This window comes from Rhodoplanes elegans, assembly GCF_016653355.1.
GTDB classification, from domain to species: domain Bacteria; phylum Pseudomonadota; class Alphaproteobacteria; order Rhizobiales; family Xanthobacteraceae; genus Rhodoplanes; species Rhodoplanes elegans.
Map to the genome: position 1 here is coordinate 1 of NZ_NHSK01000182.1, position 14,014 is coordinate 14,014.

The window sequence follows — 14,014 nt, forward strand, 5'->3', positions numbered from 1 at the left end:
CCTCACCCCACCCCTCTCCCCGCGTGCGGGGAGAGGGAGCGCGCCCGTCGTGCGGGCGCGCCGTGCCTCTCGCTCACGCCTTGCTGAGCGTGCGGTAGTCGAGCTGGCGGTGGAACCAGTAGCGATAGCCGGAGACGTTCTTCTGCATCGCCGCGTTGAGATAGGGCTGGAACAGCGGGATGCGCGGCACGTCGTCGAACGCCTTGGCGACGAAGCCCTTCACGTCGCGGTCGTAGGCCGCGGTGTCGCCTTCCGCCGCCGCCTTGCGGGCGGCGTCGATCAGCGCATCCATGTCCTTGTTCTGGTAGCTCATGGTGTTGAACAGCGAGTTCTGGCCGTGATAGCACCAGAAGAAGAAGTACTCGGGATAGTCGAGCCAGCCGGAGAAGAAGTTGGAGATCAGCGGCATCTCCTTCTTGGTCATCTCGGCGCGCCAGCTCGAGCCCGGCACCTTGTTGATGGTCGCCTTGATGCCGATCTGGGCGAGGCTCTCCTGCACCAGCACGCACAGCGGCTCGTTGACGGCGGCGAAGCCGAGGTCGAAGGAGAGCGTCGTCTCGAAGCCGTTCGGCAGGCCGGCCTTGGCGAGCAGCGCCTTGGCCTTGGCGAGATCCGTGACATAGCCGTGCGGCTGCGGCCAGGCGGTCGTAAGCGCCGCGCCCTCCGGCGCGCCGAACATCGGCTTGGCGAGGCCGAACATCACCGCGTCCATGATCTTCTGATACGGAATCGCGTAGGCGACCGCCTGCCTCACCTCGAGCTTGTCGAAAGGCGGCTTGGTCACGTTCATGCCGATGTACTGGATGCCGTTGCCGATCGGGCTCGACACCACGGCCACCTTGCCGGCCTGGTTCAGCTCCACGAAGTCCTTGTTGGGCAGGTCGAACGAGATGTCGGCGTCGCCGCGCTCGATCAGGGCGCGCCGGTTGCCGGCGGACGGCACCATGCGCCACACGATGCGCTTGATCTTGGGCAGCGGGCCGCCCTTCCAGGATTCGTTGCGCTCGTAGATCACCTCGGTGCCGGGCGTCCACTTCGTCACCTTGTAGGCGCCGCCGCCGGCCGTGTTGGCCTTGGCGTAGTCCATCGCCCACGGGTCCTTCTCGGTGGCGTTCTTCTTCATCAGCTCCGCGTTGAAGATCGACGGCACGATGACGGCGATGTCCGGCATCGTCAGCTTGTCCTTGCGGGTGAAGTCGACCCGGAACGTGTGGTCGTCGACGACGACGAACTGCTCGGGCTTCTCCAGCGAGCCGGCCTTCATCTGGAAGGTCGGGAAGCCGCCGACCGTGACGGCGCGGTCGAACGACCACTTCACGTCCTTGGCCGTCACCGGCGTGCCGTCGTGGAAGGTCGCGTCCTTGCGCAGCTTGAAGGTCGCCGACGTGTCGGTGACGTTCCAGTCCTCGGCCAGCTCGGGCGTGTACTTGTCGCGGTCGTAGGAGGCGACGCCGTTCTCCAGCGTCTTGGTGCCGTGCGAGATCAGCCGGTCGTAGCAGTTCCAGGCGACCTCGTAGCCGGGACGGTTGGTGCCGAAGCCGTGGATGTCGAGATTGTTCGGCCCGCTCTCGGAGACCAGCAGCAGCGTCTCGTTCCGGGCCTGGGCCTTCGCCTCCGACCAGATCGCCGGGGCCGGGAGCATGCTGCCGGCCGCCAGGGCCGTCATCGACTTGAGGACGTCACGACGCTTCATTCTCGTTCTCCGAATGGCAGGGCGGGGGCGCGGGGTGCGAGACATTCCGCAAGCCGCGTGCCAACTCGGCCGAGGCGCCGCATCGTCCGCGCAACCGCCTGACAGAACGAGAAAAGGTTCGGCCGGAGCGATGCCCGCCAAGGGCCGGCGACCGGGCCGGGGTGCTCCGGATTGCATACAGGAGGCGGCGATATGGCTAATGAGTAGGCAAATGCAGGCGCGCCGCCGCGACCTGGGGAGGCCACCGTCGCCGCCGGTCACAATCGTCACATCACTGTAATACGAGCGGCCTAGGCGAACGTCCGGACCCCGGCCGCGGTCGCGGCGCGTCATCGGACGGTCGCCGGCGCGCGGCGGGGCGCACATGGAGATCTCGCGATGCGCGTTCGCCGCCTCGGCGCCCTTCTCGGCGCCCTCGCCCTCGCCTTGCAGCCGCTCACCGCCGCCGCGCTCGACGCCCGCTACACCGACGCCGACGGCGACCTCGTCGCCGACACGCCGACCGATCCCAAGCAGTGGGTCGACCCGTCCACTCTCGTCTTCGCCTACACGCCGGTCGAGGATCCCGCCGTCTACGCCAAGGTGTGGGACGGCTTCCTGCGCCACATGGAGAAGGTGACGGGCAAGAAGGTGCAGTTCTTCCCGGTCCAGTCCAACGCCGCCCAACTCGAGGCGATGCGGGCGGGCCGCCTGCACGTCGCCGGCTTCAACACCGGGTCGAACCCGATCGCCGTCAACTGCGCCGGCTTCGTGCCCTTCGCCATGATGGCTTCGCTCAAGGGCGAGTACGGCTACGAGATGGAGATCATCACGCATCCGGGCTCCGGGGTGACGAAGCCCGAGGAGATCCGCGGCAAGAAGATGGCGTTCACGTCGCAGACCTCGAACTCCGGCTACAAGGCCCCGTCGGCGCTGTTGCGCGAGAAGTTCGGGCTCGAGCCCGGCAAGGACTACGAGCCGGTGTTCTCCGGCAAGCACGACAACTCGGTCATCGGCGTCGCCAACAAGGACTATCCGGTGGCGGCGATCGCCAACTCGGTGATGCTGCGCATGCTGGCCCGCAACGTGGTCAAGAAGGATCAGCTCGTCTCGATCTACAAGTCGCAGACCTTCCCGACCACCGGCTACGGCATGGTCTACAATCTGAAGCCCGAGCTGGCCGCCAAGGTGAAGGAGGCGTTCTTCTCGTTCGACTGGACCGGCAGCGATCTGCTCAAGGAGTTCCAGTCGACCGAGCCGCCGCAGGAGAAGTTCATCCCGATCACCTTCAAGCAGCATTGGGAGGTGGTGCGCGACATCGACAAGGCGATGGGCGTCTCCTACGACTGCAAGGGCTGATCCGACGAGCACTGTCACGGGCGAGAGTGGAGCCGGCATGCTGCGGATCGAGGGCTTGCGAAAGCAGTACCGCACCGGCGACGCCGCGCTGCGCGGCGTCGACCTCGTGGTGCCGGCCGGCGAGGTGATCGGCCTGATCGGCCCGTCGGGCGCCGGCAAGTCGACCCTGATCCGCTGCGTCAACCGGCTGGTCGAGCCGACCTCCGGCCGCATCCTGCTCGGCGACGACGAGGTGACGGGCGCGTCGCGCCGCGCGCTGCGCCGCCTGCGTCGCCGCATGGGCATGATCTTCCAGGAGTTCGCACTGGTCGAGCGGCTCACCGTGATGGAGAACGTGCTGGCCGGCCGGCTCGGCACGGTGCCGTTCTGGCGGAGCCTGACGCGCCGCTTCCCGCCCGACGACGTGCGCAACGCCTTCGCGACGCTCGACCGCGTCGGCCTCCTCGATCACGTCGACAAGCGCGCCGACGCGCTCTCCGGCGGCCAGCGCCAGCGCGTCGGCATCGCCCGCGCGCTGCTCCAGGGACCCGACCTCCTCCTGATCGACGAGCCGACCGCGAGTCTCGATCCGAAGACGTCGCGGCAGATCATGCGGCTGATCGGCGAGGTCTGCGCCGAGCGTCGGCTCGCCGCGATCGTCAACATCCACGACGTCGCGCTCGCCCAGATGTTCCTCGGCCGCATCGTCGGGCTCAAGGCCGGCGAGGTCGTCTACGACGGGCCGTCGTCCGGGCTCGACGCCACGGTGCTGACCCGCATCTACGGCGAGGAGGACTGGACCCGCACGGCACGCGCGGGCGAGGCCGAAGCGGAGGACGACGGCGCAGCGCCGGCGCCCGCCGTCTCGCCCGCGGCCGCGCCCGTGACATCGATGGCCGCGCTGCGCGCCGCCGCCGAGTGACGCCGTGACGCTCGCCGCCACCTCCTATCCCGATCGCTGGCGCCGCCCGCCCTTCATCGCGCGGCCGTGGCTGCGCGTCGTCCTCTACGGCGGCGCGTTGCTCTATCTCGTCGTCGCGGTCGGCTCGGTCGAGGTGAACTGGACAAGGCTCGCCGAGGGGATTTCGCGCGGCGCTCGTTTGCTCACTGGCTTCATGAGCCCGGACTTCGCCAGCCGCTGGGACGACATCGTCCTCGGCATGCGCGAGAGCCTCACCATGACGGTGACGTCGACGGTCGCCGGCATCCTGCTCGCGATCCCGATCGGCGTCGGCGCCGCCCGCAACCTCGCGCCGCTGCCCGTCTATCTGGTCTGCCGCGCCGTCGTCGCGCTGTCGCGCAGCTTCCACGAGGTGATCGTCGCGATCCTGTTCGTCGCCATGGTCGGCTTCGGGCCGTTCGCCGGCTTTCTCACCTTGACGATCGCCACCATCGGCTTCATCGCCAAGCTCCTGGCCGAGGACATCGAGGACATCGACCCGGCGCCCGTCGAGGCGATCCGGGCGACCGGTGGCTCGTGGCTGCAGCTCGTCGACTATGCGGTGCGGCCGCAGGTGATGCCGCGGCTGATCGGCCTGTCGCTCTACCGGCTCGACATCAATTTCCGCGAATCCGCCGTGGTCGGCATCGTCGGCGCCGGCGGCATCGGCGCGACGCTCAACACGGCGCTCGATCGCTACGAGTACGGCAGCGCCGCCGCGATCCTGCTCCTGATCATCGCCATCGTGATGGCGGCCGAGTACGGGTCCGGCCTGGTGCGCAAGAGGATCCAGTGATGCCGGTGAGCTCCGCCATCGACGGCACGCCGATGTGGCGGCGCACCACGCGCAGGCGCGCGCTCGTCGGCTGGGTCGCGTGGCTCCTGCTGGTCGCGCTCGTCGTCGCCGCCTGGGAGGAGATGACGCGCGACACCATCTGGGCCTTCGTGTGGGACGCGCCGCGCCAAGCCGTCGACATCGGTGCCCGCATGGTGCCGCCGCGCTGGTCCTATCTCGGCGAGCTTCTGCGCCCCTTGTGGGACACGCTGGCGATCGCGACGCTCGGTACGCTGCTGGCGCTGCCGATCGCCGTGCCGGTCGCCGTGCTGGCCGCCCGCAACACGACGCCGAGCGTCGCGCTGGTGCGGCCGGTCGCGCTCCTGATCATCGTCGCGTCGCGCTCGATCAACTCGCTGATCTGGGCGCTGCTGCTGGTCACGATCCTGGGCCCCGGCGTGCTCGCCGGCATCGTCGCGATCGCGCTGCGCTCGGTCGGCTTCATGGGCAAGCTGATCTACGAGGCGATCGAGGAGATCGACCCGGCGCCCGTCGAGGCCATGCAGGCGACCGGCGCCTCCGCCCTGCAGGTGATGGATTACGGCATCGTCCCGCAGGTGATGCCGGCCTTCGCCGGCATCACGGTGTTCCGCTGGGACATCAACATCCGCGAGTCCGCCGTGGTCGGCCTGGTCGGCGCCGGCGGCATCGGCCTGTCGCTCGAGGCCTCGCTCAACACGCTCGCCTGGTCGCAGGTGAGCCTGATCCTGCTCGTCGTCCTCGGCACCGTTCTGGTGAGCGAGTGGGTCTCGGCCAAGGTGCGGCACGCGATCATCTGAGGCGCTTTCCTCGGTCGTCCCGGGGCGGCGCGCAGCGCCGAGCCCGGGACCCATATCCCCTGCTTATCGTGCGCCACCGGCACTGGGGCTATGGATTCCGGGCTCGCGGGCCTGACGGTCCGCGCCCCGGAATGACGGTGATGCCTCACCCCGCGAGCTTCGCCCGCAGCGCCTCGAACCTCTCCACCTGCTCCGGGTCCATGCTGCGGTCCGGCAGACGGCGGACGAAGATCTTGAACATCGCCTCGCCGTCGCCGTCGAAGAACTGGATCGAGCAGCTCTCGCGACCCATGAACGGGCGGCGCACGAAGGCGATCGCCGTGCAGCGCTCGGCCTTGATGTGGCCGCCGATCGGGCTGTCGCCGTGCAGGTTGAAGTAGCCGCGGCCGAATTCTCCCGGCGGGATCGTGCCGGCGCATTCGAGCACGATGCTCGGCGTGTGGACGATGAACAGCATCGTGCCCCAGCCGGTCAGCTCGCCCATCACGTCGGCGAACTTTTCGGCCGGCGCGAACGTGCAGTTCGCCGCCGGCAGCATGCGGGTCGCCGCGAGCGTCGAGACGCCGTGCTGGCGGGCCAGCACCTCGAGGACGCCGTCCGGATTGGCGGCGAGCTGCGCCGCGAGCGCGTCGGGCGACGGGGCAGGGGCGGCGAGGGCCGTATCGGTCATGCGAGGCTCCTTGGAGGACATCGATGGCTGTGCGGCGCGGTCGAGCGCCGCGTAGAGGCCGCTGGTGAGATTGGTGATCCAGAACGCGCCGGCCGTGGTGGTGCGCAGCCGCTCGCTCCCGCCCTCGCTGTCGGGCGCGACGAGGCCGGCGTCACGCCAGTTGGCGACCAGCGGCGCCGCCGCCGCGGCGAAGCCGGGCGCGAGCGAATCGACGGCGGCGAGGTCGACACTGCCCCTCTCCAGCCCGGCCGTGATGGCCGCCTGGGCGGCGTAGCGGGCCGGCATGCGCGAGAGCCCTTCGACGGGCGCGCGACCCTCCGCCTGCAGGGCGCGGCGACGCTCGATCTCGATGACGTTGCGCCAGCGCACCCCATGCGCCTGGCCGCCGGCGCCGGGCCCGAAGGCGAGGCACGGCATGCCGCGCTTGATGCCGGCGTTGTAGACGTTGCGCTCGGCCGCGGACCGCACGAAATGCGACTGCGACACCTGGCGGAAGCCGTGCGCGGTAAGGCGCGCGACGCCGGCCGCGTAGGCCTTCGCCTGGCGCGCGATCGGGCTCGCCGGCGGCAGCTTGCCGGCCGCGATGGCGCGCGACAGCGGGCCGCCGCCCCAGATGTTCAGCGCATAGAGCGTGACGCCGTCGAGCCCCAGCGCGGCCACCGTGTCGAGATCGTGTGCCCAGGTCTCGTCGGTCTGGCCGGGCAGGCCGTAGATCAGGTCGCAGACGATTTTTGCACGACCGAGCGCGATCAGCTCGCCGATGGCGGCGCGCAGCTCCTCCTCGGCGAGCTTGCGGCCGAGCCGGCGGCGGATCGTCGTGTCGAAGCTCTGCACCCCGAGCGAGATGCGGTTCACGCCCGCGCCGATCGCCGCCACGGCCTTGGTCAGGCCGAAGTCGTAGGAGCGTCCCTCCAGCGTGACCTCGCAGTCCGGCGCGAGCGGCAGATGGGTGCGCAGTCCCGCGACCAGCCGGGCGAGCCCGGCGGCGGGCAGGCCGGTCGGCGTGCCGCCGCCGATATAGACGGCGGCGATCGGCGCCGAGGCGACCAGCGGCGTGGTCGCGCGCGCCGCCACCTCGGCGACGATGTCGTCGACATAGGCCTCGGCCGCCTCGGGGCGCCAGACGTTCTGGAAGAAGCCGCAGAACAGGCAGCGGCTCTGGCAATAGGGCACGTGCAGATAGGCGAGCGCCGATTCGTCGCGCGGCGTTTCGAACACCCGGGCCAGAACCGCCTCGGTCTCGGCCGGGTCGATCGCCGTGCTGCCGCGCCAGGGCGGCGCGAAGCTGCGGCCCGAGAAGGCTTCGGTCAGCGCGTCGCGGCCCGGCGGTACCAGGAAGGATTCGAGACTCTGCGGCGCCGAGGCCGGGTGGTCGCGCATCCCGCCGGAGGCGTGCCCGCCCCCGTGCGGATGGCTGCCGCTGTGCGGGTGAGCGCCGTAGGGGTGGCCGGCGTGCGGATGCCCGCCGGCCTGAGGATGCGCGTCGCCTGGATGACCGCCGGCGACCGGCCGTGTCGCAATCCGTTGCATTCCCCCCTCCGTGCGCCCGCTCAGCTCCGCGGGCGCGCGCCGCCGACCGGTCGCCCGGTGCGCGGCGTGATCATGTGCGGCAGCACGCAGGGCGTGCCGATCGGCAGGCCGCAGCTCGCCAGCTCCACTTCGAACACGCGGGCCAGCATCTCGGCCGTGATGACGGCCTGCGCGGGGCCCGACGCGGCGATGCGGGCGCGGTGCATCACCACGACCCGGTCGGCGAACGAGGCCGCGAGATTGAGGTCGTGCAGCACGGCGACGACGGCCGTGCCGGCCCTTGCGCGCGCCCGCGTCGTCGCGACGAAGTCGATCTGATGGCGCAGGTCGAGCGCCGCGGTCGGCTCGTCGAGCAGCAGCAGGCCCGGGCCGTGGTCGGCCTCGCCGCGGGCGAGCTGGACGAGGACGCGGGCGAAATGGGCGCGGTGCTGCTCGCCGCCCGACAGCGTCGTGATGATGCGGTCGCGGCACGGGAGCAGATCGACCTCTGCGAGCGCCGCTTCCACGAGGGCATCCGCCTGCGGCCCGCGCGCGTCGCCGGCCCCCATGCGGACGACCTCGTCGACCGTGAACGGGAACGCCACCGTGATGCTCTGCGACAGCACGGCGCGATGGCCCGAGAGCGCCTTCGGATGATAGCTCGCGAGCGGTGCGCCTTTCAGCGACACGCCGCCGGCGGCGGGCCGGATGTCGCCGGAGAGCACGCGTAGCAGCGTCGACTTGCCGGCCCCGTTGGGTCCGACGATCGCCACCGTCTCGCCGGGCGCGACGGCGAGATCGACGCCGTCGAGCAACGTTGCCCGTCCCGCCCGCACCGTCACCCCCGTCGCCGTGATCATGGTCATAGGCCCACCACGGCGCGCTGGCGCAGCAGGAGCGCGAGGAAGAACGGGGCGCCGATCAGCGCCGTGACGATGCCGACCGGCAGCTCGGCCGGCGCCGCGACCGTGCGGGCGATCGTGTCGGCGATCAGCAGCACGAGGCCGCCGAACAGCACGGCGGCGGGCAGCAGCATGCGATGCCCTGGGCCGATCACGAGGCGCAGCAGATGCGGCACCACGATGCCGACGAAGCCGATCACGCCGCTCGCCGCGACGGCGGCGCCGACCGCCGCCGCCATCAGCACGATGGCGAAGCGCTTCAGGTTCTCCACCGGCACGCCCATGTGGAACGCCTCCGCCTCGCCGAGCACGAGCAGATCGAGGCCGCGCGCGATCATCGGCAGCGAGACCAGGACGGCGGCCAGGAACGGCAGCATCGCCCACACCTTCGGCCAGGTGGCCCCGGCCATCGAGCCGAGCGTCCAGAACGTGATGTCGCGCAGCTGCCGGTCGTCGGCGAGGAAGATGAGGAGCCCGGTGCCGGCGCCCGCCAGAGCCGCGACGGCGAGCCCGGCGAGCAGCAGCGTCGCGATCGAGGTGCGGCCCTCGCGGGTGGCGATGCGGTAGAGCAGCGCCGTGACGCCGAGGGCGCCGACGAAGGCGGCGGCGGGGAGCGCCTCCAGGCCGACGATGCCGCCGAAGAGCTTGTCGCCGAGCACGATGGTCGTCGCCGCCGCGAGGCCGGCGCCGGCCGAGACGCCGACCAGGCCGGGATCGGCGAGCGGGTTGCGGAACAGACCCTGCATGATCGCGCCGGCGGTGGCGAGCAGCGCTCCGACCGCGACCGCCATGACGACGCGGGGCAGCCGGATGGAGAACAGGATCAGCCGGTCGCGGGCGATGTCGGCGGCGCTGCCGTCGGCGAGCCCGAGCGCGGCGAGGAGGCGGCCGGGCGGGATGCCCGCGGCGCCGATGCCGGCCGAGGCGACGGCGGCGACGAGGAGCAGCAGCGCGAGCCCGACGATCACGACCCCGCGCGGCAGCGCCCGCAGGCCCGGCGGACCGCTGCGCGCCACGAGGGCGGGATGGCGGGCCGCGGCCTCGGTCATTTGAGGCACGCCTCCAGCGCGGCGTCGTGACGGACCGCCATGGTGTCGGCGACCGGCGGCGACCCGGAGGCGGGCGGCGTTTCGGAGGCCGGCTTGGCGGCGGTGTCGCCGAATGCGGCGAGTCGCTCGGCGAGGTCGCGGACGGCGAGCGCGGTGCGCGGCCCGAAGCCGAGCAGATACTGGCCGTTCATCGACACGAACGCCTTGCCGGCGCCGGCCGGCGTCATCGCGAAGGCGGGCCGCGACAGCACGGCGTCGGCCGTGAAGGCCTGCCCCGGGCGCTCCATCATCAGCACCACGTCGGGCTTCGCCGCGATGATCGCCTCGTCGCCGACGGGCTTGTAGCCGGCGAGATCCGCCATCGCGTTCTCGGCGCCGGCCATGCGGATGATGCCGTCGGCGGCGGTGTCGCGACCCGCCACCATGGCGCGCTCGTTGACGAAGGAGAGGACGAACAGCACCCGCAGCGGCCGGCTCGCGGGGCGCGGCTGCCGGGCGACCGCGGCGAGCTCCTGCGCCACTGCGGAGGCGAGGCACTCGCCGCGCGAAGGCTCGCCGGCCGCCGCCGCGACGAGGCGGATCTTGTCGAGAATGCCGGTCGGGGTGAAGCGGTCCGGCACCTGCACGAACGGCACCTTGGCGGCGCGCAGCACGGTCAGCGCCTCGGGCGGGCCGGAGCCGTCGAGCGCCAGCACCAGCGACGGCGACATGGCCAGGATGCCTTCCGGCGAGAGCTGGCGCATGTAGCCGACATTCGGCTTGTCCTGGAGCGCGCTCGGCGGATGGATGCTGGTCGTGTCGACCGCGATGACGCGCGCGTCGAGCCCGAGCGCGTAGAGGATCTCGGTGACGGAACCGCCGATCGAGACGATGCGGCGCGTGTCCGTCACGCCGACGTCGCGGCCGGTCGCGTCCTTCACGACGATCTCGGCGGCGTGCGTCGGCGCGATGCCCGCGGAGAAGAGGCCGGCTCCGACCAGCATCGCCGCCGCGAGACGCCGGAGCCCCGGGCGCGTCCGTGTCATGGAAGCCTCACTTGGTCAGAATCAGCTTGTTCTGCGCCGTCAGCCGCAACCGGTAGGCGTCGGGCCCATGTGAAATGATGATCTCGCGGGTGGCGACGAACAGATCACGGCTCTCGATCCGATGGTCCACCACCGGCACGCTGCGTTCAGGGCGAGTGTCGTTCGCGGTCGCGGGGGTGGCGGAAACGGATCCTCGGTCGATCTCGGTGCGGTTCATCTCGGGGCCTGTTCCGCTCTGTACTGATTAGTCTTCGCGACTACTATAGTTTAGAGCCATTTTAGACTAAATACTCGATCCTTAGAGAGTTTCTAAACTCTCGTAGTCTTCCTTGACGTGCCGTAATACAGTCAGTTACCAAAGGCAAGTCTTAACCGCGGAACCCGAACGGGACCGCGACGTCTAGCCAGCAAGCAGCCGGTTCCCGGCTCGCCCGCCAGCCCGCGACGACAATCAGAACCGCGAGTGGGGGCTCACATGGTTGGACAGGGGCGGGGAGCCGGCAGGCTTCTGTTGGGAGCATCGACGATCGCGATCACGGCCGCGATGCTCGCGTCGTCGGGGACGGGCGCGCTCGCGCAGGCGGTCGAGTCGCTCGACGCCATCACGGTGACGGCAACCAAGACCGAGGAGAAGGCGATCGACTCGCTCGCGCCGGTCTCGACCGTGCGCATGGATCAGATCAATCAGATCCTGCCGAAGCGACTGTCCGATCTCCTGATCGCGGTGCCCGGCGTCGCCGTGCAGGACCGCGGCGACGAGCCGTCGACCTCGATCAACATCCGCGGCCTGCAGGACTTCGGCCGCGTCGCCGTGGTGGTCGACGGCGCCCGCCAGAACTATCAGCGCACCGGCCACGGCGCGAGCGGCGCCTTCTTCCTCGATCCCGAGCTGATCGGCGGCGTCGACATCGTGCGCGGCCCGACCGCCAACATCTACGGGTCCGGCGCCATCGGCGGCGTCGCCTCGTTCCGCACCAAGGACATCCAGGACGTGGTGCGGCCCGGCGAGCGGTGGGGCGCCGAGGGGCACACCCAGGTCGGCAGCAATCACGGCAGCGGTCTCGCCTCGGTGTTCGGCGGCGTGCACGTCAACCCGAAAATCGACCTGTTCGCCGGCGGCAGCTTCAAGAAGCAGGCGAACTACGACGACGGCTCCGGTACCGAGGTGGTCAACTCCTGGAACCAGGTGGGCAGCGCCATCACCAAGCTGACGGTCCGTCCAGCCGACGGGCACGAGGTGAAGTTCACCGGCATCTTCCAGAACTACCAGTACGACGCCGGCCAGCCGACCCGCACCATCGGCGGCGTCAGCAGCCGCGGCACCTCGGTCTACGCGACCGATCTCACCAACATCACGACGGCGGCGCGCTGGCGCTATCAGCGGCCCGACAACCAGCTGATCGACTGGGACGCCAACGTCTACTGGAACCGCACCGACTCCCAGCAGGTCAAGACGCAGCACATCTCGACCTCGGTGAGCTCGCCGTGCCCGGCCGGGCGGCCCGGCAACGCGGTCTCGGGCTGCGTCGGCGACGAGCGCAGCTATCTGCTCGACACGGTCGGCTTCGACGCCAACAACACGTCGCGCTTCGAGGCGTTCGGGTTCCGCCATGCCGTCACGGTCGGCGGCGACGCGTTCCGCGACACGGTCGAGACCTACGATCCGCGCGGCGTCTCGGACGTCACGACGCCGGGCGGCGAGCGCACCGTCGGCGGCGCCTTCGTGCAGGTGAAGAGCAACTTCGCGACCTGGCTCGAGGTGATCAGCGCGGCCCGCTACGACACCTACGAGCTCTCCGGCACGGGCGGCGGCTCGTCGGGCGACCGGGTGTCGCCGAAGGTCACGATCGGCGTGACGCCGATCGACGGCTTCACGCCCTACGTCACCTATGCCGAGGGCTATCGGGCGCCGTCGCTGACCGAGACCGTGATCAGCGGCGCGCACGCGCGCGCCAGCACGTTCGAGCCCGGCTTCCTGTGCAACGACGGGATCGTCGGCAGCTTCTGCTTCCTGCCGAACCCGAACCTCGCGGCGGAGGTCGGCAAGAACAAGGAAGCCGGCGTCAACCTGAAATACGACAACGTGTTCCTGGCCGGCGCGACGTTCCGCGGCAAGTTCAACGTGTTCCGCAACGACGTCTACGACTACATCGAGCTGACGAGCTTCGGCGGCACGCCGAGCCTGCCGCAGTACTACCAGTATCAGAACATCCCGCACGCCCGGATCGAGGGCTTCGAGGCGGAGACGATGTACGATACCGGCGGCTGGTTCGTCGGGCTCGCCGGCACGATCCAGCGCGGCAAGAACGTCGACACCGGCACCGGCCTGGTGCGCATCCAGGGCGATCGGCTGGTTACCACGGTCGGCGCCCGTTTCCTCGATCGCAAGATCACCGCGATGGTGCGCTGGGCCGCGGTCGCGTCCAACGACGACATCCCGGCCAACTACATCCCGGCGAGCTCCTACAACCTCGTCAACGTCTATCTCGGCTACCAGCCGACCCCCGACGTGCTGATGAGCTTCGGCATCGACAATCTGCTCAACCAGTACTACCGGCCCTATCCGATCGCGAAGAGCGCGGACGTCGGCGCCCAGAACGACCTTCTGTGGGCGTCGCCGGCACCCGGCATCACGTTCAAGGGCTCGGTCAAGATCCGCTTCGGAGGAGCCTGAGCCCGGACATGAAAGCCTCGCGTGCCCCCATCGATCCCCGGCACGGCCTGCTCACGGTCGTGCCGGGCCGCCTGTCCGATGCCGACGCCGCGTCCGCGGCTCCGCCCGTGGAGCTGCGGCGCGACACCGATCCACGCGGCGACGGAGCTTCGGCGGGCGAGGGGGCCACGCGAGGCGGGAACGTGGTGTCGCTCGCCCATGTGCGGGCGACCCGAGATCACGGTCCGGGTGGTCACGCGGCGCCGCCGCTGCCGCCGGTCGCGACGGACGACCGGGCCGTCGTCGGCGCCAAGGCCGGCTCGACGAGCCGCACGGCACTGGTGCTGCTCTGCTCCGTCGCGCTGCACGGGGCGGTCCTCGCCGCGTTCTTCCGCGACCCGCCGCCGGCCGCCAGCATCGGCCTCGAGGTGATCTCGGTCGAGATGGTTCTCGGCGCCGATCAGCTCGCCGGGCTCGCGCCCGATCCGGGCGACTCGGAGACGACCAGCACGGCCTCGACCGGCGAGCCGACACCGCAGCCCGACGAGAAGCCGCCCGAGAAGGTCGAGGAGCCGCCGCCGCCCGAAGAGGCGAAGCTCGAGCCGACGCCGGAGGAGCCGCCGCCCCCCGAGGAGCAGGTGG

General features: G+C 70.6%; 12 protein-coding genes. 6 read left to right on the plus strand and 6 right to left on the minus strand.

Annotated elements, in window-relative coordinates:
• Positions 1–73: 73 nt before the first annotated feature.
• Positions 74–1,693 (minus strand): ABC transporter substrate-binding protein, encoded by a 1,620-nt coding sequence (locus CCR97_RS22265; protein ID WP_111358749.1) that lies wholly within the window; start codon positions 1,691–1,693, stop codon positions 74–76.
• A 378-nt stretch (positions 1,694–2,071) separates the two neighbouring features.
• Here CCR97_RS22265 and phnD point away from each other — a divergent pair, with 378 nt between their 5' ends.
• From phnD to phnE (CCR97_RS22285), 4 genes are read left to right on the plus strand one after another with little or no spacing between them, the layout of a single operon-like run.
• Entirely contained in the window at positions 2,072–3,031 is a 960-nt protein-coding gene (gene phnD / locus CCR97_RS22270; protein WP_111358750.1) for a phosphate/phosphite/phosphonate ABC transporter substrate-binding protein, read from the plus strand.
• Positions 3,032–3,068: 37 nt separating this feature from the next.
• A complete protein-coding gene (gene phnC, locus CCR97_RS22275) occupies positions 3,069–3,932 on the plus strand; it encodes a phosphonate ABC transporter ATP-binding protein (RefSeq protein ID WP_111358751.1) in 864 nt (287 codons plus the stop codon).
• Between the two features lie 4 nt (positions 3,933–3,936).
• Positions 3,937–4,746 carry a phosphonate ABC transporter, permease protein PhnE gene (gene phnE / locus CCR97_RS22280; RefSeq protein ID WP_111358752.1) on the plus strand — a complete coding sequence of 270 codons (810 nt, stop codon included), beginning with the start codon at positions 3,937–3,939 and terminating at the stop codon, positions 4,744–4,746.
• On the plus strand, positions 4,746–5,564 hold the full coding sequence (gene phnE, locus CCR97_RS22285; protein ID WP_111358753.1) for a phosphonate ABC transporter, permease protein PhnE: 819 nt from the start codon (positions 4,746–4,748) through the stop codon (positions 5,562–5,564). The genes phnE (CCR97_RS22280) and phnE (CCR97_RS22285) overlap by 1 nt, the downstream gene beginning before the upstream one ends.
• Before the next feature lie 145 nt (positions 5,565–5,709).
• Here phnE (CCR97_RS22285) and hutW read toward each other — a convergent pair whose 3' ends face one another.
• The 5 genes from hutW to hemP are packed head-to-tail and all read right to left on the minus strand — an operon-like array spanning position 5,710 to position 10,936.
• Positions 5,710–7,764: a heme anaerobic degradation radical SAM methyltransferase ChuW/HutW gene (gene hutW, locus CCR97_RS22295; protein WP_146618834.1), complete on the minus strand. Its 2,055-nt coding sequence runs from the start codon at positions 7,762–7,764 to the stop codon at positions 5,710–5,712.
• Positions 7,765–7,784: 20 nt separating this feature from the next.
• Entirely contained in the window at positions 7,785–8,609 is an 825-nt protein-coding gene (locus tag CCR97_RS22300) for a heme ABC transporter ATP-binding protein (protein ID WP_201159859.1), read from the minus strand.
• The gene (locus CCR97_RS22305) at positions 8,606–9,694 is read right to left on the minus strand and encodes a FecCD family ABC transporter permease (RefSeq protein ID WP_111358899.1); all 1,089 of its coding nucleotides are present in this window, start codon (positions 9,692–9,694) and stop codon (positions 8,606–8,608) included. The genes CCR97_RS22300 and CCR97_RS22305 overlap by 4 nt, the downstream gene beginning before the upstream one ends.
• Positions 9,691–10,719 (minus strand): heme/hemin ABC transporter substrate-binding protein, encoded by a 1,029-nt coding sequence (locus CCR97_RS22310; RefSeq protein WP_111358900.1) that lies wholly within the window; start codon positions 10,717–10,719, stop codon positions 9,691–9,693. The genes CCR97_RS22305 and CCR97_RS22310 overlap by 4 nt, the downstream gene beginning before the upstream one ends.
• Before the next feature lie 7 nt (positions 10,720–10,726).
• Positions 10,727–10,936 carry a hemin uptake protein HemP gene (gene hemP / locus CCR97_RS22315; protein WP_111358901.1) on the minus strand — a complete coding sequence of 70 codons (210 nt, stop codon included), beginning with the start codon at positions 10,934–10,936 and terminating at the stop codon, positions 10,727–10,729.
• 294 nt (positions 10,937–11,230) lie between these two features.
• Here hemP and CCR97_RS22320 point away from each other — a divergent pair, with 294 nt between their 5' ends.
• Positions 11,231–13,393 carry a TonB-dependent hemoglobin/transferrin/lactoferrin family receptor gene (locus CCR97_RS22320; protein WP_420826093.1) on the plus strand — a complete coding sequence of 721 codons (2,163 nt, stop codon included), beginning with the start codon at positions 11,231–11,233 and terminating at the stop codon, positions 13,391–13,393.
• A gap of 8 nt (positions 13,394–13,401) precedes the next feature.
• The coding region (locus CCR97_RS22325) for a hypothetical protein (protein ID WP_201159860.1) at positions 13,402–14,014 on the plus strand (613 nt) is incomplete at its 3' end.